This is a genomic window from Cellulomonas sp. SG140, from assembly GCF_025770785.1.
Taxonomy (GTDB): domain Bacteria; phylum Actinomycetota; class Actinomycetes; order Actinomycetales; family Cellulomonadaceae; genus Cellulomonas.
In genome coordinates this window covers 317,229-340,990 of the sequence record NZ_JANZLA010000001.1, presented here as the reverse complement: position 1 = coordinate 340,990, position 23,762 = coordinate 317,229, and the positions used below count along the sequence as shown (strand labels likewise).

General features: G+C 74.3%; 23 protein-coding genes. 6 read left to right on the top strand and 17 right to left on the bottom strand.

Annotation, left to right across the window (positions count from 1 at the left end; translation table 11 throughout):
* Nucleotides 1-27 precede the first annotated feature (27 nt).
* From N0B34_RS01560 to N0B34_RS01550, 3 genes are all read left to right on the top strand, one after another.
* Nucleotides 28-531 (top strand): methyltransferase family protein, encoded by a 504-nt coding sequence (locus N0B34_RS01560; protein WP_263729445.1) that lies wholly within the window; start codon nucleotides 28-30, stop codon nucleotides 529-531.
* Nucleotides 528-1,760, top strand: a complete 1,233-nt coding sequence (locus N0B34_RS01555) for an NAD(P)/FAD-dependent oxidoreductase (RefSeq protein ID WP_263729444.1) — start codon at nucleotides 528-530, stop codon at nucleotides 1,758-1,760. Before N0B34_RS01560 ends, N0B34_RS01555 begins: the two co-directional genes overlap by 4 nt.
* Before the next feature lie 209 nt (nucleotides 1,761-1,969).
* Nucleotides 1,970-3,145 carry an endo-1,4-beta-xylanase gene (locus tag N0B34_RS01550; protein ID WP_263729443.1) on the top strand — a complete coding sequence of 392 codons (1,176 nt, stop codon included), beginning with the start codon at nucleotides 1,970-1,972 and terminating at the stop codon, nucleotides 3,143-3,145.
* A 103-nt stretch (nucleotides 3,146-3,248) separates the two neighbouring features.
* Here N0B34_RS01550 and N0B34_RS01545 read toward each other — a convergent pair whose 3' ends face one another.
* The 4 genes from N0B34_RS01545 to N0B34_RS01530 form a co-directional block, all read right to left on the bottom strand.
* Entirely contained in the window at nucleotides 3,249-3,911 is a 663-nt protein-coding gene (locus N0B34_RS01545; RefSeq protein ID WP_263729874.1) for a response regulator transcription factor, read from the bottom strand.
* A gap of 32 nt (nucleotides 3,912-3,943) precedes the next feature.
* Nucleotides 3,944-5,317 (bottom strand): sensor histidine kinase, encoded by a 1,374-nt coding sequence (locus N0B34_RS01540; protein ID WP_263729442.1) that lies wholly within the window; start codon nucleotides 5,315-5,317, stop codon nucleotides 3,944-3,946.
* Between the two features lie 97 nt (nucleotides 5,318-5,414).
* Entirely contained in the window at nucleotides 5,415-6,233 is an 819-nt protein-coding gene (locus tag N0B34_RS01535) for a UbiA family prenyltransferase (protein WP_263729441.1), read from the bottom strand.
* A gap of 193 nt (nucleotides 6,234-6,426) precedes the next feature.
* Complete coding sequence (locus tag N0B34_RS01530; protein WP_263729440.1) at nucleotides 6,427-7,404, bottom strand: zinc-binding dehydrogenase; 978 nt, start codon at nucleotides 7,402-7,404, stop codon at nucleotides 6,427-6,429.
* Between the two features lie 128 nt (nucleotides 7,405-7,532).
* On the opposite strand from N0B34_RS01530, the gene N0B34_RS01525 reads away from it, so the two are divergent.
* A complete protein-coding gene (locus tag N0B34_RS01525; protein WP_263729439.1) occupies nucleotides 7,533-8,108 on the top strand; it encodes a TetR/AcrR family transcriptional regulator in 576 nt (191 codons plus the stop codon).
* 36 nt (nucleotides 8,109-8,144) lie between these two features.
* Here N0B34_RS01525 and N0B34_RS01520 read toward each other — a convergent pair whose 3' ends face one another.
* A complete protein-coding gene (locus tag N0B34_RS01520; RefSeq protein WP_263729438.1) occupies nucleotides 8,145-8,786 on the bottom strand; it encodes a D-alanyl-D-alanine carboxypeptidase family protein in 642 nt (213 codons plus the stop codon).
* Between the two features lie 192 nt (nucleotides 8,787-8,978).
* Between N0B34_RS01520 and N0B34_RS01515 the strand changes: the two genes are divergently transcribed.
* The gene (locus N0B34_RS01515; RefSeq protein WP_263729436.1) at nucleotides 8,979-9,662 is read left to right on the top strand and encodes a response regulator transcription factor; all 684 of its coding nucleotides are present in this window, start codon (nucleotides 8,979-8,981) and stop codon (nucleotides 9,660-9,662) included.
* Nucleotides 9,655-10,791, top strand: a complete 1,137-nt coding sequence (locus N0B34_RS01510; protein ID WP_263729435.1) for a sensor histidine kinase — start codon at nucleotides 9,655-9,657, stop codon at nucleotides 10,789-10,791. The genes N0B34_RS01515 and N0B34_RS01510 overlap by 8 nt, the downstream gene beginning before the upstream one ends.
* Before the next feature lie 57 nt (nucleotides 10,792-10,848).
* Here the strand turns inward: N0B34_RS01510 and vanX are convergent, their stop codons facing one another.
* The 12 genes from vanX to N0B34_RS01450 form a co-directional block, all read right to left on the bottom strand.
* Complete coding sequence (gene vanX / locus N0B34_RS01505) at nucleotides 10,849-11,457, bottom strand: D-Ala-D-Ala dipeptidase VanX (RefSeq protein WP_263729434.1); 609 nt, start codon at nucleotides 11,455-11,457, stop codon at nucleotides 10,849-10,851.
* Nucleotides 11,454-12,494 (bottom strand): D-alanine--(R)-lactate ligase, encoded by a 1,041-nt coding sequence (gene vanA, locus N0B34_RS01500; protein ID WP_263729432.1) that lies wholly within the window; start codon nucleotides 12,492-12,494, stop codon nucleotides 11,454-11,456. The genes vanX and vanA overlap by 4 nt, the downstream gene beginning before the upstream one ends.
* Nucleotides 12,487-13,524 carry an NAD(P)-dependent oxidoreductase gene (locus N0B34_RS01495; RefSeq protein ID WP_263729431.1) on the bottom strand — a complete coding sequence of 346 codons (1,038 nt, stop codon included), beginning with the start codon at nucleotides 13,522-13,524 and terminating at the stop codon, nucleotides 12,487-12,489. Before N0B34_RS01495 ends, vanA begins: the two co-directional genes overlap by 8 nt.
* A gap of 105 nt (nucleotides 13,525-13,629) precedes the next feature.
* Nucleotides 13,630-13,917, bottom strand: coding sequence for a ferredoxin family protein (locus N0B34_RS01490; RefSeq protein ID WP_263729429.1), 288 nt, complete (start codon nucleotides 13,915-13,917; stop codon nucleotides 13,630-13,632).
* Complete coding sequence (locus tag N0B34_RS01485) at nucleotides 13,917-15,212, bottom strand: FAD-dependent oxidoreductase (RefSeq protein ID WP_263729428.1); 1,296 nt, start codon at nucleotides 15,210-15,212, stop codon at nucleotides 13,917-13,919. The genes N0B34_RS01490 and N0B34_RS01485 overlap by 1 nt, the downstream gene beginning before the upstream one ends.
* 89 nt (nucleotides 15,213-15,301) lie before the next feature.
* A complete protein-coding gene (locus N0B34_RS01480) occupies nucleotides 15,302-16,759 on the bottom strand; it encodes an FAD-dependent oxidoreductase (RefSeq protein ID WP_263729427.1) in 1,458 nt (485 codons plus the stop codon).
* A 53-nt stretch (nucleotides 16,760-16,812) separates the two neighbouring features.
* Nucleotides 16,813-17,739, bottom strand: a complete 927-nt coding sequence (locus N0B34_RS01475; RefSeq protein WP_263729426.1) for an electron transfer flavoprotein subunit alpha/FixB family protein — start codon at nucleotides 17,737-17,739, stop codon at nucleotides 16,813-16,815.
* Entirely contained in the window at nucleotides 17,739-18,479 is a 741-nt protein-coding gene (locus N0B34_RS01470; RefSeq protein ID WP_263729425.1) for a hypothetical protein, read from the bottom strand. The genes N0B34_RS01475 and N0B34_RS01470 overlap by 1 nt, the downstream gene beginning before the upstream one ends.
* A 132-nt stretch (nucleotides 18,480-18,611) precedes the next feature.
* Complete coding sequence (locus N0B34_RS01465; protein WP_263729424.1) at nucleotides 18,612-19,265, bottom strand: response regulator; 654 nt, start codon at nucleotides 19,263-19,265, stop codon at nucleotides 18,612-18,614.
* Entirely contained in the window at nucleotides 19,262-20,443 is a 1,182-nt protein-coding gene (locus tag N0B34_RS01460; RefSeq protein WP_263729423.1) for a sensor histidine kinase, read from the bottom strand. The genes N0B34_RS01465 and N0B34_RS01460 overlap by 4 nt, the downstream gene beginning before the upstream one ends.
* A gap of 141 nt (nucleotides 20,444-20,584) precedes the next feature.
* Nucleotides 20,585-21,256 carry a response regulator gene (locus tag N0B34_RS01455; RefSeq protein WP_263729422.1) on the bottom strand — a complete coding sequence of 224 codons (672 nt, stop codon included), beginning with the start codon at nucleotides 21,254-21,256 and terminating at the stop codon, nucleotides 20,585-20,587.
* On the bottom strand, nucleotides 21,253-23,760 hold the full coding sequence (locus tag N0B34_RS01450; protein ID WP_263729421.1) for an ATP-binding protein: 2,508 nt from the start codon (nucleotides 23,758-23,760) through the stop codon (nucleotides 21,253-21,255). Before N0B34_RS01450 ends, N0B34_RS01455 begins: the two co-directional genes overlap by 4 nt.
* Nucleotides 23,761-23,762 lie beyond the last annotated feature (2 nt).

Here is a 23,762-nt window from a genome sequence, read left to right as displayed (position 1 = left end):
CCCGCGGCGCTCCGGCATCATGAGCCGGTGACGACCAGCGGTCCGCCCGGCGAGGGCGACACCTTCTCCGCCGATGAGGTGCGCACGGCCCGGCTGCTGGTCGCGGCGCAGTTCCTCCTCCTGGCGCTGATCGCGTTCCTGCCGGGCGGCTGGGGCTGGCCGGTGCCGGCCTGGCTGCGGCTGCTGGGGCTGCTCGGGGTGCTCGCGGGCGTCGTCGTCATGCTGCTCGGCGGCACGGCGCTCGGCCGCGGCCTGACCGCCGTGCCCATCCCCAACGAGCACGCGCAGCTGCGCACCGGGGGCCTGTACCGGGTGGTGCGGCACCCGATCTACACCGGGCTGCTGCTCGCCTCGGGCTCGTACGTCGTCGCCACCGGCAGCGGCCGGCGTGCGCTCGCGTTCGCGGGCCTCGTCGTCCTGCTCACCGTGAAGGCCCGGTGGGAGGAGGTCCGCCTGGCCCGGCGGTTCGCGGCGTACCCGGAGTACGCGGCCCGGACGCCGCGGTTCGTGCCGCGCTGGCCCCGCCGGTGACGGTCGTCCACGTCGTGGGCGGGGGACCCGCCGGGCTGATGGCGGCCGAGCGGCTGGCGGCCGCCGGGGTCGACGTCACGGTGCACGACCGCATGCCGTCGGTGGCGCGCAAGCTGCTGATGGCGGGCCACGGAGGCCTCAACATCACCCATTCGGAGCCGCTCGACCGGTTCCGCACCCGGTACGGCCCGTCGGCGGACCGCCTCGACCCGATGCTGGCGGACTTCGGCCCCGACGCGCTCCGCCGGTGGTGCGCCGACCTGGGCGAGCCGACGTTCGTCGGGTCGAGCGGGCGGGTGTTCCCCGCGTCGTTCCGGGCCGTCCCGCTGGTCCGCGCCTGGCTCGCGCGGCTCGCGGGGCTCGGGGTGCAGGTCCGGACGCGGGAGCGGTGGACGGGCTGGACGCGGGACGGCGACCTGAGCTTCGTCGACGCCGGCGGCGTGCCGACGGAGGTTCGGGCCGATGCCACCGTGCTCGCGCTCGGCGGTGCGTCGTGGCCCCGGCTCGGCTCGGACGGCGGCTGGGTTCCGCTGCTCGCCGGACGCGGCGTGCAGGTCCGGGCGCTCCGGCCGGCGAACGTCGGCGTGCGGGTGGGGTGGTCGCCCGTGTTCGCCGACCGATTCGCCGGCGTGCCGCTCAAGCACGTGGCGCTGACGGTGGCCGGGCGGACGGGCACGGCAACGGGGGACGCGATGGTCACCGCCGCCGGGCTCGAGGGTGGACCGGTGTATGCCGTCGGGGTGCCGATCCGCGAGGCGCTGGACGCCGACGGGCGGTGCGTGCTGCACGTCGACCTGCGGCCCGACCTGACGGTCACCGAGCTCGAGCAGCGGCTGTCCCGCCGCCGGGCCAAGGACTCGGCACCGTCCTGGCTGCGCCGCAGCATCGGGCTCGACGCCGTGTCCACGGCGCTGCTGTGGGAGGCCGGCGGCGGGCTCCCGACGGACCCGGCGGTGACGGCCGCCCTGGTCAAGGCCGTGCCGGTGGTGGTGACGGGCACCATGCCGATCGACCGGGCGATCTCCACCGCGGGCGGCGTGGCGTGGTCGGAGGTGGACGAGCAGCTCATGCTGCACCGGCTGCCGGGCACCTTCGTCGCCGGCGAGATGCTCGACTGGGAGGCGCCGACGGGCGGCTACCTGCTGCAGGGGTGCTTCAGCACCGGTGCGGTCGCGGCCCGGGGAGTGCAGCGGTGGCTCGCCGGGGCAGGGTTGTCGGGCATCGCCTGAGGTCACAACGCCTGTGGTCGTCCGGCGCCCCCGGACCCGCCGAACAGCGCTGTCACGATGCTCATGACTCGCCTGGTCGTTCCGGTTGACCGGCGTCGGGACCGCACCTACTGTCGAGGCACATCCGGATGTAAAACGTTATCGAAACGCCGGCGGCGTCCCCTGCGTCATGTCCTGGGGCGCAGCCCTCTGCTGCAAAGGAGCACGCAGTGCGCATCCGTCAACCCCTGCTCGCGGCCGCCCTCGCGGCGGTCGCCCTCGCCGCGACGCCCGCCGCCGCGACCGCATCGGACGTCCGTGGCACCGACGCCCCCGACCGTTCCGCCCACAGCGTGCTGAGCACCCAGCCCAGCCTGCGCATCCTCGCCATGCGGTCCGGGCTGAAGGTCGGCACGGCCGTCAACATGGACCTGTACGGGTCCGACGCGGCCTACACCCGCATCGTCGACCAGCAGTTCAGCACGGTCACCCCCGAGAACGTCATGAAGTGGCAGCTGGTCGAGCCGACCCAGGGCACGTACGACTGGGCGGCCGCGGACCGCCTCGTCGCCGCCGCACAGGAGAACCACCAGCTGGTGCGCGGCCACACGCTGGTGTGGCACAACCAGCTGCCGTCCTGGCTGTCGACCGACGGCACCACCACCACGTTCACGCCGCAGCAGGTGCGCGACCTGCTGCGCAAGCACGTGGTCGACGAGGTCAGCCACTTCCGCGGCCACATCTGGCAGTGGGACGTGGTGAACGAGGCGTTCAACGACGACGGCACGCCCCGCCAGGACGTCTTCTACAAGGCCTACCAGGCGCTCGGCATGAACGGGCTCGACTACATCGCCGACGCCTTCCGGTGGGCGCACCAGGCCGATCCGCACGCGCTGCTGTTCTACAACGACTACAACCTCGAGTTCATCGGGGCGAAGAGCAACGCGGTGTACGGCTTCGTGCAGCAGCTGCAGGCGGCCGGTGTGCCGATCGCGGGCGTGGGCTTCCAGGGCCACCTCGACACCCAGTACGGGTTCCCGGACCTGCAGAACAACCTGCAGCGGTTCGCCGCGCTGGGCCTCAAGGTCGCGCTGACCGAGGTGGACGTCCGCACCTTCGTCCAGCCGGACCCGGCCAAGCCGGGGTCGTACACCGACGTCCCGCTGACTCCTGCGCTGCAGGCCACGCAGGAGTCCTACTGGAAGCAGACGCTGCAGGCGTGCCTCGCGGTGCGCAGCTGCATCTCCTACACGGTGTGGGGCGTCGCGGACTCCAACTCGTGGATCCCCGGGGTGTTCGCCGGTGAGGGTGCGGCGCTGCTGTTCGACGACAACCTGCAGCCCAAGCCGCAGTACCAGGACCTGCGCCAGGTGCTCTGGACGACGCGGGCGCCGCACCGCGGCTGAGGACGGCGGGACCGACCCCCGGTCCCGTGCAGGTGAGCAGAACCGGGTGGGCGCGGGGCTCGAGGCCTCGCGCCCACCCGGCTGCTGAGGGCGTGCGCAGCGGTCAGACGCCGAGGTACCGCAGCACCGCCAGCACGCGCCGGTGGTCGGCCGCGTCGGGCTCGAGGCCGAGCTTGGTGAAGATCGCCGCGACGTTCTTCTCCACGGCGCCGTAGGACAGGAACAGCTGCTCGGCGATGGCACCGTTGGAGCGGCCCTGCGCCATCAGCTCGAGCACCTCGCGCTCGCGCGCCGTGAGCCGTCCGACGCCGTCGTCCCGCGCCGTCGAGGAGCTGAGCAGCTGGCTGACCACCTCGGGGTCGAGCACGGTCTGCCCGTCCGCGACGCGGCGCAGCGCGTCGACGAAGTCGCCGACGTCGGCCACGCGGTCCTTCAGCAGGTAGCCGACGCCGCGGGCGTCCCCGGCGAGCAGCCGCGAGGCGTACCTCGTCTCCACGTACTGCGAGAACAGGAGCACGCCGAGCTCCGGATGGGCGGCGCGCAGAGCCAGAGCCGCGCGCAGGCCCTCGTCGGTGTGGTTCGGGGGCATGCGGATGTCGGCCACGACGACGTCCGGCGGCGTCCCGGTGGCGATCAGGGCGTCGACCTCGCGCACCAGCGTCTCGCCGTCGCCGAGGGCGGCGAGCACCTGGTGCCCCCGCCGGGCGAGCAGGGCCACCAGGCCGTCGCGCAGGATCACGGAGTCCTCCGCGAGCACCACGCGCAGCGGCCGGGTGGTCACCGGGCCGTCGGTGGGCGTCACCGCTGCGGACCGGCCGGCAAGGTCACGGTGACCACCGTAGGGCCGCCCACCGGGCTGGAGAGGTCGAACGTGCCGTCGACGGCGTGCACCCGCTCGACCAGCCCGGCGAGGCCGGTGCGCAGGCCGGTGCCGTCCGCCGGCACCACCACGGCGCCGCCGTCACCGTCGTCGTGCACGCGCAGCCGCAGGCGGTCGGCATCCCGGTCCACGTCCACCCGCACCACGTGCGCCGCGGAGTGCTTGGCGGCGTTGGTCAGCAGCTCGGCGACCGTGTAGTAGGCGATCGACTCGGTTGCCGGCGTCAGCGGTGCACCACCGGCCACCGCCGGGTCGACGCGCAGCTGCACCGGCATCGGCGACCGGGCGGCGAGCGTCTCCAGCGCCACCGACAGGCCGCTGTCCAGGGCCGGCGGGTGGATGCCTCGAGCGATCTCGCGCAGCTCGGTCAGGGCCTCCTTGGTGGAGGTGTGGGCGGTCTGCAGCAGCTCGGCCGCGAGGGTCGCGTCACCCGAGCTGAGCTGGTCGCGCGCCTCGCCGAGCTGCATCGCGACGGCGACCAGGCGGGCCTGCGTGCCGTCGTGCAGGTCCCGCTCGATGCGCCGCAGCCGGGCGTCCGCGTCCTCGACCGACGCCGCCCGCGACGCCCGCAGCTCCGCCACGCGCTCGCTGGTGCGGGACGGACCCAGCAGAGCCTGCGTCAGCAGCCGGAACAGCAGGGCGAACAGGTGCTGCACCCACGGCCACACCAGGAGCAGCAGCAACCCGCCGGCCGCGACCAGAACCAGCCGGCTCGTCGTGTCGGCGTACCAGTCGGTACCGAACTGGGCGCCGCGGTGCCACGTGCCGTCGGACGCCTGCTGCTGGGGGAGGAACTGGTACCACACCCAGTAGGTCAGCCCGGCGGCCGCCCAGCCCAGGAACGTGATGCTCGAGACCCAGCCGGCGATCGCGACGGGGAACGCGACCAGCATGAACAGCAGCGCCCGCCAGCCGTCCAGGTCCCCGAGCATCGCCCAGATGCTGCGCCAGAAGCCCCGCGGCCGGACGAACCGGTGCGGCTCCGCGACCTCCTGGTCGAGCAGCGTCCGCGCCAGCCCCCGGTACATCGCGCCCCAGCCGCGTGCGGCGAGCACCAGCGCGCCGACCAGGCCGAGCCCGACGACGGTCACCACCAGCCCGGCCGCCAGCGACGGCACCAGCACCGCGTAGGCGAAGGCGAACGGCGCGAGCAGCAGCACCAGCCACAGGTAGCCGTGCTCGCGCCAGGTCCGGGGGTGGAACGGTGCGGTGAGGAAGTTCGGTCCCGCGCGCTGCTCGCGCGGCCGGGCGGCGTCAGGGGTGGCGGACGCCGGCACGCTCATGCTCGTCATGGTCCCAGCGTTCCGGTCCCGGGTGGCGCAGGGCAGGGTGCCCGCCGCCGAGCCGGTACGGGGGACATCCCCCGCGTTCCGCCGGCCGGTCGACGGGTCAGCGCACCGTCCACGGCGAGCCGGCGAGCAGCACCACGTCGATCGCGGCGACGGCGATGGCGGCGACGAAGGGCAGGCGGCTGTGCGGATCCCGCAGCGGCACGACGGCACCCGCAACCACCACGACGGTCGCCAGCACCAGCGTCACCACGTCGGCGGTGGAGACGCTGCCCGGCGGGGCGGTCACCAGCAGCAGCGTCGCCAGCAGGAGCACGGCGGACGACCCGAGCGCCGTGGGGGTGGCGCCGAGCCGGTGCGGCAGGCCGCGCACCCCCGTCGCCGCATCGTCGAGCAGGTCCGGCAGCACGTTGAGCCCGTGGGCGCCCGTGCCGAGCAGCGCGCCGGCTCCCACCGCCCACCACGCCGCCGTCGGCCGGCCCGGAAGGGCCAGCGCGAGCGCGAGCGGCAGCAGGCCGAACGAGAGGGCGTACGGGGCCCACGACCAGGCGGTCCGCTTCAGCCGCAGGTTGTACGACCACGCGGACGCCACCGCGGCCAGGTGCACCACGCCGGCCGCCCAGCCGAGCAGCAGCGAGAGCACGACGCAGGCCGCGGCGGCGCTGAGCGCGGCGGCCCGCACGGTCCCGGCCGCCAGCCGCCCGGCGGCGACAGGCTTGTCGGTCCGGCCCACCGTGGTGTCGCGTACGGCGTCCAGCCAGTCGTTGGACCACCCGACGGACAGCTGGCCGGCGAGCACGGCCGCGACGATCAGCACGCTGCGCACGCCGGCGCCGGCGGTCACCACCAGCACGCCGGCCAGGGCGGACACCGCGACGGTGGGGCCCGGGTGGGACGCCCGGAACAGGTCGACCGTCATGCGGCCACGGCGATGCCGTGTGCCTGCCCCTGCCGTCCCGCCTGCCCCCGCCATCCCGGCCGCCCCCGCCGTCCTGCCTGCTCCGGCCGCCCCGTCAGCCGGTCGGGTGCGCAGGACGTACCGAGGGGCGCCGACGTCCGGGTCACGCGACGAGCATGGCAGCGTCCTCACCGCATCGCCGCCGGTGCCGACGTCACGGACGCAGGAGGACCTTGCCGATGCGGCCGGCCTCGAGGCTCGCAGTGGCCGCCGCGGCGACCTCGGCCAGCGGGTAGGTGGCCGAGACGGGCAGCGTGAGTGCTCCGCTGACGACGTGCCGCACGACCTCACCCATGAGGGCGGCCCGCTTGTCACCGGCCATGTCGCGGCTCACCTTGCTGCCCCAGAAGCCCTTGACGACGAGCTGCTTGAAGATCACGTCGCCGGACGGGATCTGCAGCGTGGGGTCGGACATCGCACCGAAGACGGCCAGGGTCGCGTTCTCCGACAGCAGCGACGCCACGTCGCCGGCCGCCGTGCCGCCCACGGAGTCGACCCCGGCGACGACGCGCCCACCGGCGATGGTCGCCGCCGCCCGCTCCCGCCAGTCGGGTGCGTCGGTGGCCACCACGTCGGTGATGCCCTGGGAGGCCAGCTCGTCGACCGCGGCGGACCGGCGCACCAGGCCGAGCACGTGCACGCCGCGTGCGGCGCCGAGCTGGGCCACGAGGCGTCCGACGGCGCCGTTGGCGGCGTTCTGCACCATCCAGTCACCCTCGTGCAGGTCGAGGAAGTCGATGAGGCTGATGGCGCTGAACGGCATGGCGACCAGCTGGGCGGCGACCTCGTCCGGCAGACCGTCCGGCACGGGCAGCAGCCCAGCCGCCGGGGCCGTGAAGTGCTCGGCCCAGACGCCGAACGTGCCACCGGTGGCGACGCGCTGGCCGACCTGGAGGTGGCTGACCCCCTCACCGAGCGCGTCGACGACGCCGACAGCCTCGGTGCCCGCGCGGGCGGGCAGCTCGGGCTTGTAGCCGTAGGTGCCGCGCACCGTCCACAGGTCGTGGTTGTGGATCGGGGAGGCCAGGAGGCGCACCCGCACTTCGCCGGGGCCGGGCTCCGGGGTGGCGACGGTCTCGACGGCGAGGACGGCTGCGGGGTCCCCGAAGGTGTGATGGATGACGGCGTGCATGGCGGTGCTCTCCCTTGTCCGGTACCGGCCGGCCGAGGGGCCTCGCGGCCGGGCGACCCGTTCTGAACCGGTCGTTGCACTATATACTGCGACAGTCGGTACAGAAAAAGCCAGCCGGGGAGGACGCCATGGGGCGCGCGCGCACGTTCGACGAGGACGCGGTGACCCGCTCGGCCCTCGGTGCCTTCTGGGAGCAGGGGTACTCCGAGACGGCCGTGCCGGAGCTCGAGGACGCCACCGGCCTCAACCGCTCGAGCCTCTACCACGCGTTCGGCAGCAAGCGGGGGCTGTTCGACGCGGCGGTGGAGCGCTACCTGGACGAGGTGGTCCGTCCGCGTCTGGCGCCCCTGCTGGCGGACCACGTCGCCCCCGGGGCCCTGGGGGACTACCTGCGCGACCTGCGCGAGGCCATGCTCGGCGGCCTGCCTGAGCTGGCCGCCAACGGCTGCCTGCTGATGAACGCGACCGGCTCGTCGCTGGGCCACGACGCCGACCTCCAGCACGTCGTGACCCGGTACCACGCCGACCTGCGGGCCGCGATCGGCGCCGGGGTGGCGGCCCACCGTCCCGACCTCGACGCCGCGGCGGCCCGGGACCTGGCGACGGCCTGCACGGCGATGGTGCTCGCCTCGATGATGATCGTGCGGGTCAACCCGACGGCCGCAGGGGAGATGCTCGCCACCGCGTCGCGCACCCTCGGCTGAGGCACGACGGCACGGGCGACGTCGCGCCGGCCCCGCTCACTGCTGCAGGCGCGGGTCCTGCGTCGGGTCGGCGTACATCGCGGGACACCCGGTGCGGACCGCCGCCGGGCGCAGCTCGTAGTGCCAGGGCTCGTTGCGGTACGTCTGGCACAGCCCGTAGGCGGCGCCGTGCCGGGCCAGCCACGACGCGGCGGCGGAGGGGCCGACGTCGACGGCGCTGCCGGAGACGTGCGACGACGTCGTCGGACCGGCGACCCACCGGGCGGCCTCCGCCGGGGAGCCGTAGGTGGCGACCGCTTCGCTCAGCAGTCGGTTCTGGTAGGTGGCGGAGCGCCAGCCGCTGGTGACGTCGAGCCGCACACCGGCCGCGGCGGCGTCCGCGGCCGCGCGGCGCAGGGCGGCGAGCAGGTCCGGCCGCAGGTTCGCGATGCCCGGGTAGCGCGTGTCCGACGGGGTGGCGCCGGCCGGCAGCAGGCCGTCGGCCTGCGTCACGTCCCGCGGAGCGGCAGCCTCGCCGGTGGGGGTCGGCGACGCTGACGCCGAGTCGTGGACGGCTGCCGGGGAGGGGGAGTCGTGGACGGCGGACGCCGATGCAGGCTCGTGCACGGCTGACGCGGAGGCGGAGTCGTGCACCAGCGTGCCGACCACGGCAGCGCCCGCCACCACCAGGGCTGCCACGCCGACGACCGTCCGCCTGACCCGGCGCCGCCGCGGTCGTCGTACCGCCGGCCGGGTGCCCGGCACCGCCGGTCGCGTTCCCCGCACCGCTCGGACTCGTTCCATGCCGCCAGTCCAGGGCCGGGCGCGTTGTCACCCTGTATGCGCCAGCCGATACGCCGGCGATATGTGCGGGCTCGTAGCATCCGGTGGGTGCGTGTGCTGGTCGTCGAGGACGAGCCCTACATGGCCGAGGCGATCCGCGACGGGCTGCGCCTCGAGGCGATCGCCGCGGACCTCGCCGGCGACGGCGACACCGCCCTGGAGCTGCTCAGCGTCAACTCCTACGACATCGCCGTCCTCGACCGGGACATCCCGGGACCGTCCGGCGACGAGGTCGCCGCGAGCATCGTCGCGTCCGGCAGCGGAACCCCGATCCTCATGCTGACCGCGGCGGACCGGCTGGACGACAAGGTCACCGGTTTCGAGCTCGGTGCCGACGACTACCTGACCAAGCCGTTCGAGCTGCAGGAGCTGGTGCTGCGGCTGCGGGCCCTCGACCGCCGACGTGCCCACCTGCGGCCTCCGGTGCGGGAGCTCGCCGGCCTGCGGCTGGACCCGTTCCGGCGCGAGGTCTACCGGGACGGCCGCTACGTGGCGCTGACCCGCAAGCAGTTCGCCGTGCTCGAGGTGCTGCTTGCGGCAGACGGTGGTGTGGTGAGCGCCGAGGAGCTGCTGGAGCGGGCCTGGGACGAGAACGCCGACCCGTTCACCAACGCCGTGCGGATCACGGTCTCGGCGCTGCGCAAGCGGCTGGGGGAGCCGTGGGTGATCGCGACGGTGCCGGGCGTCGGCTACCGCATCGACGCACCACCGGCGGGCGACGCGCGTGGGTAGGCGACCCGGGCTGAGCGTGCGGCTCAAGCTGACGCTCAGCTACGCCGGCTTCCTGATGATCGCCGGCGCGCTGCTGCTGGCCGTGGTCCTGCTGTTCCTGCTCCGGTACGTGCCGGCGGACGCGGTGAGCGTCCCCCGGGAGCTGGTGCCGGGCCGGATCGGTGGGCCGAACCTGTTCATCCCCGGGCGGTCCGACCTGTGGCGGGCGTTCGCGCCGAGGGCGGCCGAGGCCGCCGTCTTCCTGCTGGTGTTCGGCCTGGTCGGCGGCTGGCTGCTGGCCGGGCGCATGCTCGCGCCGCTGACCCGCATCACCGAGGCGACCCGGCTGGCGGCGGCCGGCTCCCTGTCGCACCGGATCCAGCTGCCCGGCTCGGACGACGAGCTGCACGGGCTGGCCGACGCGTTCGACACGATGCTGGCGCGGCTCGAGGCGCACGACGCCGAGCAGCGCCGATTCGCCGCCAACGCCTCCCACGAGCTGCGCACGCCGCTGGCGATCACCCGCACGCTCCTCGACGTGGGCCGCAAGGACCCGGACCGCGACACCGACCGGCTGCTGGAGCGGCTGGCGACGGTCAACGCGCGCGCGATCGACCTGACCGAGGCGCTGCTGGTGCTCAGCCGGGCCAACCAGCGGTCGTTCACGCGCGAGCGCGTCGACCTGTCGGTGCTGGCCGAGGAGGCCGCCGAGACGCTGCTGCCGCTGGCGGAGAAGCAGCGCGTCACCGTCGCCACGACGGGCGACGCCGCCGTCACGGTCGGCTCGCACGCCCTGCTGCTGCAGCTGGTCACCAACCTGCTGCACAACGCGATCGTGCACAACGTGCCTGGTCAGGGCCTCGTACGGGGCACCGTGGAGGTCGGCACGGCGGCCCGCGCCGGCTCGGTGGTGCTCACGGTGGAGAACACCGGTCCGCGGCTCGCGCCCGAGCTCGTCTCCACCCTGACCGAACCGTTCCAGCGGGGCACCGAGCGGGTGCACGACGACCAGGCGGGGGTCGGCCTGGGCCTGGCGATCGTCGACAGCATCGCGCGGGCGCACGACGGCACGCTGACCCTGACGCCGCGGGCCGAGGGCGGCCTGCGCGTGCAGGTGCGGCTGCCGGCCGCACCATCGCCTGCCGGCTGAGGCGCCGTCAGCGCTCGCCAGCCGCCCAGCCGTCCCAGGCGCTCCGTCAGGGCGCCGTCAGGCCACCGGGAAGTCGAAGTACGTGTCGGGGTACGGCTCGTCCCGCAGGGTGTAGTGCCACCACTCGCAGGGGTTCCGCGCGAACCCGCAGGCCTCCATCACGGCGCACAGGCACTCCCGGTTCTCCGCCTCGGCCGGCGTGATGCCCGGCGCACCGTGGTGGGACACCGGGTCCATCAGGTCGTGGTCGCCGCCCATCGCGGCGCGCTCGCCGGTGGCCAGCTGGTACAGCGTCAGGTCGACGGTCGCCCCGCGGCTGTGACCCGAGCGGGCGGCGACGTACCCCTGCTCGAGGATCTGGTGCCGCTCGAGGTTGGGGTAGTGCCGTCGTTTGGTGCGGCCGTCCTCGGGGCTGCGCGACCACCGGACGAAGCAGTCGACCGCCCGGCGGGGGCGGTAGCCGTCCCACAGCAGCAGCCCGAAGCCGAGCGCCGCGGCACCGGCCTTCGCATCCGCGAGCGCCGCGCACAGCGCGCGGGTGCCGACGACGCGGTTGGCCAGGTAGCCGTCGACGGGCCGGCCGGTGAAGTTGTCCCAGGTGGCGTACTTGGCGTCCCACCGGATGCCCGGCACCGCCTCGTCGACGAAGACGAAGTCGTCCCTCATCGGGCACCGGCCCCCAGGGCCTGGTCTACCAACCGGTCGAGCACGTCGGCGAGCGGCAGGCCGGCCGCCGCCATCATCCGGGGGTAGCGGCTGTACGACGTGAGGCCCGGCAGCGTGTTGACCTCGTTGAGCACGACGGTGCCGGCCGGGGTGAGGAACAGGTCGACGCGGGCCAGTCCCGTGCAGCCGAGGGCCCGGTACACGGTCGTCGCGGTCCGTCGGACCAGGTCCCGCGACTCGTCCGGGATGTCGGCCGGGACGATCGGCGTCGAGTTCTCCGACCCCGCCTCCGGTCGGTCCTCCTGGTGGATGCGGAAGAAGCCGTGCGACAGCGCGATCCGGTCCACCTCGCCCACCACCAGGTCCGTACCGGTGCCGAGCACCGCGCAGCCGACCTCCTGACCGATCACCGCCGCCTCGACCAGCACCTTCGGGTCGTACTGCCGGGCCGTCGCCACGGCGGCGGCCAGCTCCGACGGCTGCGAGACCTTGCTCACGCCGAACGACGAGCCGGAGCGGGCCGGCTTGACGAAGACGGGGTACGGCAGAGCCTCCGCGTCGACGTCGTCGTCCGGCCCGACCGTGCGGACGTCCGGCGTCGCCACGCCCGCGGCCCGCGCGACGACGTACGCGAGCGACTTGTCCATGCACAGCGCCGAGCCGGCCACGTCGCAACCGACGTACGGCACGCCCGACAGCTCGAGCAGCCCCTGCACGGACCCGTCCTCGCCGAACCTCCCGTGCAGCACGGGCAGCACCACGTCCAGGCGCACCGTCCGGTACCGGCCGCCCTCCAGCACCAGCAGGCCCCGCACGCCGCGGTCCGGCACCAGCACCGCAGGACTTGCCGGGCGCTGGTCCCAGTCGCCGTCCGGCCCGGCGCACAGCCGCCACGTGCCGCCCCGCGTGATGCCGACCCACACCGGCTCGTACCGCTCGGTGTCCAACGCGGCGGCCACCTCGCGCGCCGACCGGACGGAGACGTCGTGCTCCTCGGACATCCCGCCGAACAGGATGCCGATCCGCAACCTAGGCACGCCGCACCCCCGTCTCGGCCTGCACGCAGCCGAGCAGGCTCTGCTCGACCGTCGCGCGCAGCGCCCGGTCCGTGTAGTAGGCCGTGTGCGGGCTGACCAGCACGTTCGGCAGCCCGGCCAGCCGGTGCAGGGGGTCGCCGCCGCCCGGGTCCGCCCGGTGGTCGGCGTAGAACAGGCGCTCCTCGCCCTCGAGCACGTCCAGCGCGGCGCCGCCGAGCCGGCCCGACTCGAGCGCGTCGACCAGCGCCGCGGTGTCGACCAGCGCACCGCGACCGGTGTTGACCAGCAGGGCACCCGGCTTCAGCAGCGCCAGGCGCTCGCGGTCGAGCAGGTGGTGGGTGTCCGCGGTCAGGGAGGTGTGCAGCGTGACGACGTCGCTGGCGCGCAGCAGCTGGTCCAGCCGCACGCTGGGCACGCCGGGCGTCGGACGCCGGTCGAAGGCGAGCACGTGGCACCCGAAGGCCCGCAACCGGTCGACCACCGCGGTGCCGATGCGGCCGGTGCCCACCACGCCGACGGTCAGGTCCCGCAGCTCGCGGTGCCGGCCGCCGACGATCCGGTAGTCCTGCGCGTCGACCCGTCGGACGATGCGCCGGGCGTCCCGCACCAGCATGAGGATCAGCATCAGCGTGTAGTCGGCGACGCCGTCCGGTGCGTACGTGACGTTCTGCACGTTCAGGCCGATGCTGCGGGCGCGCGCCACGTCGACGTGGTCAAGCCCGATGCTGCGGGTGGACAGGTGCTCCACCCCGGCCCGGCGCAGCGCCACGAGGGTCCGGCTGGCCACCGGTGCCCGGTGGTCGATGCTGACGCACCGGTTGCCGTGCGCCAGCGCGACGTTCGCCTCGGAGAGGGGCTCCGGAGTGAGGGTCGGGCGTACGCCGAGCGCGGGCGCGAGCTCCCGGACCAGGGCGGCCTCGTCCGGCGTGCAGCCGTAGACGGTGACGCCGGTGGCGGCGGGAGGTGTCGGTGGCGACGCGGCCGGTGCGGGGTGGTCGACCAGGGCGAGCGCGGGGTGCCGGTGACTCATGACCGGCAGTCAAGGCGGCAGCGTGTTGCCCGGTCGTATGCGGATGCCGATACGTCGGCGATACGCGCGGCCCGTCCGGGGCCCGGGGCGCCGTGCTGCGGCGCGTCAGCCCTGCCGGTACGCGACCCCGAACCCGCCTCGCGGGTAGTGCCAGGTCAGCGCACCGTCGGGCGCGACGGCCAGGCACGTCCCGCACTCCAGGCACGCCGCCGCGGTGAACCCGACGGTGCCGTCCGGCTCCTCGGTGTACACGTGCGCCGGGCAGATCCGCACCAGCAGCGGCGCGGCACCGGTGCGGCGCACCACGTCCTGGTGCACCTCGATGTGCGGCGTGCCCTCGTCGAGGTCGTACCGGTTGCGGGCGAGCCGCTCCGGGACCGTGCCGAGCTGCATCACAACCCCCTCATCGCGGCGACACCCAGGCCCGCCAGCTTCCGCAGCGGAACGCCGGACGTGCGGACCGCACGCCGTGCCGTGGTCCGCAGGTGCCGGCGCGGGCTCGTGTCCAGGTCGAACACCCCGTGCATCACGTCGGCGAGCATCGGCCCGACCTTCTCGTACAGCAGCGCGCTGTCCAGGAACGCCGGTGCCTTGGCATAGGTGGCCAGGTCGGCCCCGACGAACGAGCGGGAGAGCTCGGTGAGGTACCCGTCCATCGCCGCCCGCGAAACGTCGTCGGCCGCCAGCGCCCGGTCCGCCGCCGCGGCGGCCGCGATCGCGGACCCGGCGGCCAGGTCCATGCCGCGCACCGTCATGCCGGTGTTCAGTGTGAAGCCGGCGGCGTCGCCGACGATCATCAGCCCCGGCCGGCTCAGGTCGTGCGCGGCCATCGCCGGCCCGTCCTCGATGGTCAGGTGGCAGCCGTACTCCAGCAGCTCACCGCCCTCCAGCAGCGGGGCGATGGACGGGTGCGCCAGGAACGCGTCGTGGATCGCCGACGTCTGCAGGCCGGAGGCCACCAGGTCGTCCAGCCGCAGCACCACGCCGACGGACAGGGACTCGGCGTTGGTGTACAGGAACCCGCCGCCGGCGACCCCCTGCGTGCAGTCGCCGACCACGGCGTACGCCGCGCCCTCGTCACCGCCGACCCCGAACCGCTCGTCGATCACCGCGCGCGGCAGCCCGACCACCGACTTCACGCCGACGGCCAGGTGCTTCGCCGGTTCCGGGCCGCGGATGCCGGCCGACCGGGCGACGAACGAGTTCACCCCGTCCGCCGCGATGACGATGCGCGCGCGCAGCTCGTCGTCACCGGCCCGCACGCCGACCACCTGCTCGCCGTCGCGCAGCAGGCCGTCCACCCAGACCCCGGGCAGCACCATCACGCCGGCGTCCTCGCACTGCCGGGCCAGCCACGCGTCGAGCCGCGCACGCAGCACCGTCACGGCGTTCACCGGCTCCGCCAGCCGCTGGTCGCGGTAGTCGACGCTGACCGAGGAGGTCGGGTTGAGGAACATCAGGGTGTTGCGGGTGATCCGCCGTTCCACGGGCGCCTGGTCGGCGAACCCGGGGAACACCTGCTCCAGCACCCGGCAGTACAGCACCCCGCCGGACAGGTTCTTCGAGCCCGGCTCGGCACCGCGCTCCAGCAGCACCACCGACCGGCCGGCCTGCGCCAGCCGGTAGGCGGCCACGCAGCCGGCGATCCCGGCACCCACCACCAGGACGTCGGCGGCGTCCTCGTCCATCGTCGATCTCCTCGCTCGTCGGGCACGGGGGATGCGCGGGGCGGGGCCGGCCCGCTCGGGGAAGACGAGACCGGCCCCACCCCGCCGTCTCAGGCGGTGACGAGCTTCTTGATCGTCTCCGCGGCGTGGTCGGCCGCGAGCCAGCCGGACGTCAGCGCGAAGCCGTTCGCCGAGCCGGGGACGGTGAGGATGTACGAGTCGCCGAACAGGCCGCCGGCGTCGCAGCCGACCGAGTACAGGCCCTCGATGGGCTGGCCGTCCTCGCCGATCACCTGCATGTTCTCGTTGATCTTGATGCCGCCCATCGTGACCATGATCCCGGGCTCCATCTTGATGGCGTAGAACGGGCCCTCCTGCACCGGGATCAGGTACTTCTCCTTGTGGAACTTGGTGTCCTTGCCCTCGGCGCAGGCCCGGTTGTACGCCGCGACCTCGGTGGTGAGCACCTCCGGGTCGACGCCCAGCTGCGGTGCGAGCTCGGCGAGCGTGTCGGCCTTGAACACCGTGCCGGCGGCCACGTCGGCCTCGAGCTCGGCGGGCAGGTTGACCAGCTTCTCGCCCGTGCGGACGTAGACACCCAGGCCCACCTCGCACCCGTCGGTGACCAGGTGGTTCACCTGGGCGGTGTCGATGATGGTCCAGAACATGCTGCCGGGCAGGCCTGCGACCACGTCACCGGCGTTGCCGAAGTTCAGGCCGCAGATCTCGTTGGTGCAGCGGCGGCCCTCGCGGTTCACCCAGAGGTACGGCTGGAAGCCCGCGGTGTTGGTGTGCGACGTGACCGTCTTCCCGCGCATGAACGGGAACAGCAGCATGGTGCCGATCGACGACCACGGCACCGCGCCGACCTCGAACATCATGCTCAGGCCGTCGCCGGTGTTGCCCTCGCCGCCGACGTTGATCATCTGGTCGCCGCAGTCCCAGGTGGAGAAGCGGTTGATCATCTCGGGGTTCTTCGCGTACCCGCCGGTGCCGACGATCACGGCCTTGGCGCCGATGCGCACCTGCTCGCCGTCGGCGTCCGTGACGACGATGCCGGCCACGCGGCCGTCCGCCATCAGGATCTTGTTCGCGGCGGTCTGCAGGTAGATCTCCACGCCGAGCTCGCGGGCGCGGGCCTCCATCAGCTCGAGCACGTGCGCCACCTCACCGCGCGGGATGTGCCACGTCACCAGCTCACCGGGCTGGTCCTCCGCGGTGACGATGACCTCCTCGTACACCGCCCCCAGCTCGCGCATCTTGACGATGGTGGTGGCGGCGTTCTCGACGAACCGGGAGACGATCGCCGCGTCGGCGCGCCAGTGGCTGTAGTCCAGGTAGGCGCGGAACGCCTCGTCCTTGGAGACGTGGATGCCGCGCTTGGCCTGCTCGTCGGACTCGAACGCCGCGTGCCCCTCGGCAAAGGCCGAGCTGCCGCCCAGCTGCGGCATCTTCTCCAGCACCGCGACCGTCAGCCCGTCCTGCGCCGCCTGCACCGCTGCCGACAGCCCCGAGCCGCCGCCACCGACGACCACCACGTCGTACTCGACGTCGAACTGCTCTGACATCTCGACCCTCTTCTCTCCAGATCTTCTGGGGACCTGCGATGTGACGAGCCGCGTCACGCGGGAGGAGCACCCAGGGCCCGCACCAGGGCGGGCACCACCTCGTAGAGGTCGCCGACCACGCCGTAGTCCGCGGTGCGGAAGATCGGCGCCGCCGGGTCGCTGTTCACCGCGGCGACGACCTTCGCGTCGCGGACGCCCTCCATGTGCTGCGGCATCCCGGAGATGCCGAGCGCCAGGTACAGCCGCGGCGCGATGTGCTGCCCGGACCGTCCGACGTACCGCTCCTTGGGCACCCAGCCCAGGTCGTCCGCGACCGGCATCGAGCACCCGAGCTCGGCGCCGAGGGCCGCCAGCAGCGGCTCGACGACGGCCAGGTCGTCCTTGGACCGCAGCCCGCGACCGACGGAGACCACCCGGGCCGCGTCCCGCACGCCCGCGGCGGCTCCGGGGGCCGGCTCCCGCTTCACCTGCACGGCGGCCGGGGCGGCGGCGGGTGTCCAGGCCGTCACCGGGGCCGGTGGTGCTGCCGGGGCGGCGTCGTCGCTGTCGTCCAGCACCGCCGCGAGCGGCCCGGACACGGCCAGCGTCTCCACCACGGCGCCACCGAGCGAGACGCGGTCGACGACGAGCGCGTCGTCCTCCGCGCGCAGCGCGAGCACGCGGCTGACCAGGGCGGCGCCGAGCGGGACGGCCGCCGCGGCGAGCAACGCCCGGGAGGCCGGATCGGTGGGGGACAGCACCACGCGTGGTGCCGCGGCCCCCACCTCGGCACCGACGGCGGCGGCCCACGCCTCCGCCGGCTCGCCGTCCGGCGTCTCCACCCAGCGGACCTCGTCCGGCGCGGCCGCCGCGGCCGCTTCCGCCAGCGTGCGCGGTCCGACGGCCACCACGGTGACCCGTCCGCCCAGCGTCCGGGCGGCGGCGACGGCGCCGTCCAGGTGCGTGCCGGCCGCAGCCAGCAACCACGTGTCGACGGTCATCACAGGACCCCCTCGGCCCGCAGTGCGGCGACCAGCTGCCGCGCCGTCTCGTCGGCGTCGCCCTCGAACACCCTGGTCGTGGCCTGGTCCGGCAGCCGGGTGCCGCGCACCTGCACGGTCGACGGCGCCGCGAGCCCGGGCGCACCGAGCTCGGCGAGCGTGGTGGTGAGCACGGGCCGCTTGCGCGCGGCCAGCTGCTCCTTCATCCCGGGCGTGCGTGCCTCGGCCCCCTCGGCGACGACGCCGAGCACCGCCGGGCACGGGACCAGCAAGGTCTCCTGCACGTCACCGGACGGCCGGACGGCCTCGATGCCGGCGCCGGACGGCGCGGCGGAGACGATGCCCGTCACCACGGGCCAGCCCAGGGCGGCGCCGACGGCCGCCGCGACACCGGCGTGCTCCTCGCTGTCGCCGACCACGACGACGTCGACGTCGGCCACCGACCGGACCGCGGCGGCGATCACGGCGGCCGTCGTGCCCTCGTCGTCGGCGATCGGGGCGTCGGTCACGCGGACCGCGCGCGCCGCACCGCGGGCCAGCGACCAGCTCGGATCGGCGTCACCCAGCGTCAGGCCCACCACCTCGCCGTCGGCACCCGCCAGGGCGAGCGCCGCGGTCACCGCCGCCGGGTCGTCCTCACCGGCGACGGGCCGGGCGTTGCGCCACTCGACCCCGCCGTCCGCGTGCACCACCGCCCCTGCGGCGGACCGTGCCCACGCGTGCACCACCACTGCCCTCATCCGCGCCTCTTCGCTCGAGCCCGACGGCACGCGTCGGCGCGCACCGTGACTGCCTCGAGTCAACCGGGGGCGCGGAGGGCCGGACCAGCACCGACCGGGTACGCCGGGGTAGCCGATCGGCTACCGCTCGCCCTAGCGGACGATGCCCTGCCGCACCCCGAACACCGCCACCTGCACGCGGTTCCGCACGTGGAGCTTGGTCATGATGCTGCCCAGGTGCTTCTTCACCGTCGCCTCGGACAGGAACAGCTGCTGGGCGATCTCCTCGTTGGAGAGCCCGTCCACCAGGAACCGCAGCACGTCGCGCTCGCGGTGGGTCAGCCGCTCGTGCGGCGGCGGGACCGGCGTGCCGGAGCCGCCCGGCAGGCCGAACTCGGCGAGCACCCGCGCCGCGATGGTGGAGGACATCGCGGCTTCGCCGCGCATCAGGCCGGCGAGGTACTCGTGCAGCCGGTCGGCGCGCTCGTCCTTGCTCAGGTAGCCGTGCGCGCCGTTGCGCAGCGCCTGGTAGACGTCCTCGCCGAGGCTCGACATGGTGAGCATCACCACCCGGACGTCCGGGTCGGCGGCGGTGATCGCGGCGGTCGCCTCGACCCCGCCGACCGGCTCCATCCGGACGTCCATGAGGATCAGCCCGGGCCGCAGGGTGCGCGCCAGCCGGATCGCCTCGGCGCCGTCCGCGGCGGTGCCGACCACCACGAAGTCGTCCCACCGGCTGATCAGGGCCGTCAGACCGTCGCGGAACAGCGCGTGGTCGTCCACCACGAGCACGGTGGTGGGCGTCATGACGCCACCCCGACGCGGGACGGCATCGCCGAGCCCGCGCGCCGCAGCGGCGCCTCCGCCGTGACGAGCGTCCCGCCGGCGGCGCCCCGGCCGAACTGCACCACACCGTCCACCTGCTGCATCCGCTCGGACATGATGCGGACGCCGAGCCGGGAGTCCGGCACCGACGTCGGGTCGAACCCGTTGCCGTCGTCCTCCACCTCGAGGCGGATGCGCGTCGAGGTGGGCAGCAGCCGGACGGTCACGGCGGCGGCGTGCGCGTGCAGGTGCACGTTCGCCAGCGCCTCCTGCAGGACCCGGATCAGCTGGGCCGCCACCGCCAGCGGCACCTGGTCGGCGTCGCCGGTGCACTCCAGCGTGACCGGGATGCCGAACTGCCGCTCGAAGTTGTCCAGGTGGCAGCGCACCTGCGCGACGAAGGTGCCCTTGACCATCTCGGCGTCGGTGCGCAGGCCGAGCATCTGGTGCCGCAGGCTCCGGTTGGCGGTGGAGACCAGCTGCTCGAGGTGGTCCACGTCCGCGACCAGCCGGTCGACGTCCCGTGCGGCGGCGTCCAGCTGCATCACGCCGGCGTGCAGACCGAGCGCCGCCAGCTGCTGGGACAGGTCGACGTGCAGCTCGTCGCTGAGCCGGCGCCGCTCCTCCAGCGCACCGAGCTCGCGCTCCCGTCCGGCGACCTGCCACCGGTACACCGCGTTTCCGAGGATGCGTCCGGCCGCTGCGAGGAACTCCTTGCGGGTCGTCGTCAGCGCCCACGGCCCGTCGAAGCACAGCAGCACGGCGCCCAGGTGCCGGCCGTCGGCGTGGATCGACACCACCACGCCGGACTCGCCGAACCACGCCTTGAAGTCGTCGGGCAGCAGCGCCCATGCGGGGTCGGCCAGGTGGTCGGCCGCGGACACCGGCCACTCCTGCGGGTTGATCCACGGCGGGCGGACGTGCTCGTGCGCCGGCATCGTCGCGAAGTGGGGGCCGAGCGCGTCCCGCGTCTGGTCGTCGGTCACCAGCACCAGCAGGTTGCCGGCCTCGTCCTGCAGGTAGGTCGGGGCCAGGCGGGCGCCCATGATGTCGCGGATGATCTCGACCGCGGCGACGAAGGAGTCGGTGCGGTCCTGCGACCAGATCAGCGTGTCGTTGATCCGGACGAGCTCGGCCAGGTACGAGCGCCCGTGACCCATGACGTCAGGTTAGGGGCGGGGTTCGGCGCGCGGATGGGACCGTGATCCCGGGCCTCGGCCGGGACTCGCCGCGCCCTCGGGGTCCTGCACGGCGGTCTCGAGCGCGACGTCCACGGCGGGCTCCTCCGGGTGTGGGGCAGGTCAGGGCACCAGCCGGTAGCCGATGCCCGGTTCGGTGAGCAGGTGCCGAGGATGGGCGGGGTCGGGTTCGAGCTTGCGGCGCAGCTGGGCGACGTACACCCGCAGGTAGTGGGTCTGCCGGTCGAGATGAGGGCCGCGCAGCTCGGTGAGCAGCTCGCGGCGGCCGACCACCTTGCCCACGTTGCGGGCGAGCTGTTCGAGCAGGTGCCACTCGGTGGGCGTGACGCGCACGTCGATGCCGTCGCGGATCACCCGGTGATGCGGGATGTCGACGGTGAAGGCGGCCGTCTCGACCACGGGAGCGGTCTCGGGGACGGCGTGCCGGACGGCCACCCGCAGCCGGGCGAGCAGCTCGTCCATGGTGAACGGCTTGGTCAGGTAGTCGTCGGCGCCGGCGTCCAGGGCGGCGACCTTGTCGTCGGCGGTCTGCCGGGCGGACAGCACCACCACCGGCACGCTCGTCCAGCCGCGCAGCGCGTGCAGCACGTCCATGCCGTCGAGGTCGGGCAGCCCCAGATCGAGCACGACGAGCTCGACGTGCCCGCCGCCTGCGGCGTCGAGCGCGTCGGCGCCGGTGTGGGCGACGGCGACGTCGTACCGATGGGCACGCAGGGTGATCGCCAGCGCACGGGCGAGCGCCGGGTCGTCCTCGACCACCAGCACGCGGGTCATCCGGCCTCCAAGGGCAGCGTGACCACCATCGTCAGTCCTCCGCCGGGGGTGTCCTCCGCCTCGAGCGTGCCGCCGTTCGCCTCGACGAAGCCCCGGGCCACTGCCAGCCCGAGGCCCAGGCCGTGACCGCGCGGGTTGTCTCCCAGGCGCTGGAACGCGGTGAACATCGCCGGCTTGTCCTCGTCCGGCACGCCGGGCCCCTGGTCCACCACCCTCAGCACCACCGAGTCGGAGAGCGCACCGGCGACGACGCGCACGGGGGCCGAGGTGTAGCGCAGCGCGTTCTCCACGAGGTTGGCGACGGCGCGTTCGAGCAGCCCGGCGTCGGCGCGGACCAGGGGGAGGTCCTCGGGGACGTCGATGGTGAGCCGCTCGTCGTCGACCGGGGCGAGCGCCGTCAGCACCACCTCGTCGAGGGCGACGGGGGTGCGGGCGACCGTGACGGCGCCGGCGTCGAGGCGGCTCATGTCCAGCAGGTTGTCGATCAGCGCCTGCAGCCGGTCGGTGCTGGTGGTCAGGTCGTCCAGCAGGGCGTCCCGGTCGGTCGGCGGGAGCATGTCGCCGCTGCTGGTCAGAGCGGTGACCCCGGCCTTGATCGCGGCCAGGGGGGTGCGCAGGTCGTGGGAGACGGCCGCGAGCAGCGCGGTGCGCGTCGCCGTCCGTTCGCGTTCCAGTCGCGCGGCCTTGGCCTGGCTCTGCAGGGCGTCGCGCTCGAGTGCTGCGGCCGCGTGCACACCGACCGCGGCGACGACCCGGAGGTCCTCGGCCGACAACGGACGTCCCCGCAGCGTGACCGCGAGCGTGGGGTGCACGGGCACGAAGGTGACGTCGGCCTCGGACGGGTCCGCCGCTGCGAGTCCCGTGCTGTGCGCGGCCGTCCAGGCGGAGGTCTCGTCCGGACGTGTCAGCAGGGTGACGCCGTCGACGGAGAAGGCCTCGCGCAGCGAGGTGAGCATGGCCGGCACCGCGTCGGTGCCGCGGAGCACGGCAGCGGAGACGGAGCCGAGCGTGTCCGCCTCTCCGCGGGCACGGACGGCCTGCACGCTGCGCCGGGCCGCGAGGTCGACCACCGCCGAGACGGCGACGGCGACGGCGATCAGGACGGCGATGGCCACGGCGTTCTGGGGCTGCGTGATGGTGAGGGTGCCGACGGGTGGGACGAAGAGGTAGTTGCTGAGCAGGCCGCTGAGCACGGCGGCGCACAGCGCCGGGCCCACGCCGCCCACGATCGCGACGCCGACCGTCAGGGCGAGGAACAGCATGAGGACGGTCGGCAGGGAGGCCGCCGCGGCCTGGGCCTGCCGCAGGGCGAGGCCGAGCAGGACCGGTCCCGCGACGGCGAGCGCCCAGGCGGTGGCCACGCGGCGGACCGACAGTCCCGGTCGGCGAGCCCGCACCGGACGTCCGCCGCCGGCCCGCTCGTGGGTGACGACGAGCACGTCGATGTCTCCGGCGCCGCGGATCACCCGGGGCACCACGCCCGGTGCCAGCCGGCCGAGGGGGCCGCGGCGGCGGGTGGCGCCCAGCAGGACCTGCGTCGCGTTCATCGCGCGGGCGAAGTCGAGGATCGCCGCCCCGACGTCGTCCCCGACGACGTTGTGCCACGTGCCGCCGAGGCTCTCGGTGAACGTCCGGTGCCGCGCCAGCGCCTCCGGACCGGCACCGGCGAGGCCGTCGCCGCGGGACACGTGCAGCACCAGCAGCTCGCCACCGGCCGGGCGGGACGCGATGCGCACCCCCCGGCGCACCAGGGTCTCCGTCTCCGGACCGCCGGTGACGGCGACCACCAGCCGCTCACGGGCCGGCCACAGCTCCGCGATGTCGTGCTCCTCGCGGTAGCGGGCGAGGGCGTCGTCCACCCGGTCGGCGGTCCACAGCAGGGCCAGCTCCCGCAGGGCCGTGAGGTTGCCGGGGCGGAAGTAGTGGGTCAGCGCCGCGTCGACCTTGTCGAGCCGGTAGACGTTGCCGTGCGCCAACCGTCGGCGCAGCGCCTCCGGGCTCATGTCGACCAGCTCGATCTGGTCGGCGCGGCGCACCACCTCGTCGGGCACGGTCTCCTGCTGGTGCACGCCGGTGATCGACTCGACCACGTCGTTGAGCGACTCCAGGTGCTGGATGTTCACCGTGGTGACCACGTCGATGCCGGCGTCGAGCACCTCCTCGACGTCCTGCCAGCGCTTGGCGTTGCGGCTGCCGGGCACGTTGGTGTGCGCCAGCTCGTCGATCAGCGCGACCTCGGGGTGGCGGGCCACGACCGCGTCGACGTCCAGCTCACCGAAGCTGGTGCCGCGGTAGGCGATGGTCTTCCGGGGAAGAGTCTCCAGCCCGGCCAGCTGGGCGGCGGTCTGCGGGCGGTCGTGGGTCTCGACGAGGCCGACGACCACGTCGGCACCCCGTTCGTGGCGGCGCTGCGCCTCGTCGAGCATCGCGTAGGTCTTGCCGACGCCGGGAGCCGCGCCGAGGAAGACCCGCAGCGTCCCACGCCGCCGATCCGCGTTGCCCACGT

Bases quoted from the DNA above. Each gene is read 5' to 3' on its own strand.
- N0B34_RS01465 (WP_263729424.1), bottom strand. From the start codon at position 19,265: ATGACGCCCACCACCGTGCTCGTGGTGGACGACCACGCGCTGTTCCGC.
- N0B34_RS01540 (WP_263729442.1), bottom strand. From the start codon at position 5,317: ATGACGAGCATGAGCGTGCCGGCGTCCGCCACCCCTGACGCCGCCCGG.
- N0B34_RS01455 (WP_263729422.1), bottom strand. From the start codon at position 21,256: ATGACCCGCGTGCTGGTGGTCGAGGACGACCCGGCGCTCGCCCGTGCG.
- N0B34_RS01485 (WP_263729428.1), bottom strand. From the start codon at position 15,212: ATGGACGAGGACGCCGCCGACGTCCTGGTGGTGGGTGCCGGGATCGCC.
- N0B34_RS01495 (WP_263729431.1), bottom strand. From the start codon at position 13,524: ATGAGTCACCGGCACCCCGCGCTCGCCCTGGTCGACCACCCCGCACCG.
- vanX (WP_263729434.1), bottom strand. From the start codon at position 11,457: ATGAGGGACGACTTCGTCTTCGTCGACGAGGCGGTGCCGGGCATCCGG.
- N0B34_RS01470 (WP_263729425.1), bottom strand. From the start codon at position 18,479: ATGAGGGCAGTGGTGGTGCACGCGTGGGCACGGTCCGCCGCAGGGGCG.
- N0B34_RS01490 (WP_263729429.1), bottom strand. From the start codon at position 13,917: ATGCAGCTCGGCACGGTCCCGGAGCGGCTCGCCCGCAACCGGTACGAC.
- N0B34_RS01535 (WP_263729441.1), bottom strand. From the start codon at position 6,233: ATGACGGTCGACCTGTTCCGGGCGTCCCACCCGGGCCCCACCGTCGCG.
- N0B34_RS01480 (WP_263729427.1), bottom strand. From the start codon at position 16,759: ATGTCAGAGCAGTTCGACGTCGAGTACGACGTGGTGGTCGTCGGTGGC.
- N0B34_RS01475 (WP_263729426.1), bottom strand. From the start codon at position 17,739: ATGACCGTCGACACGTGGTTGCTGGCTGCGGCCGGCACGCACCTGGAC.
- N0B34_RS01460 (WP_263729423.1), bottom strand. From the start codon at position 20,443: ATGGGTCACGGGCGCTCGTACCTGGCCGAGCTCGTCCGGATCAACGAC.
- N0B34_RS01525 (WP_263729439.1), top strand. From the start codon at position 7,533: ATGGGGCGCGCGCGCACGTTCGACGAGGACGCGGTGACCCGCTCGGCC.
- N0B34_RS01530 (WP_263729440.1), bottom strand. From the start codon at position 7,404: ATGCACGCCGTCATCCATCACACCTTCGGGGACCCCGCAGCCGTCCTC.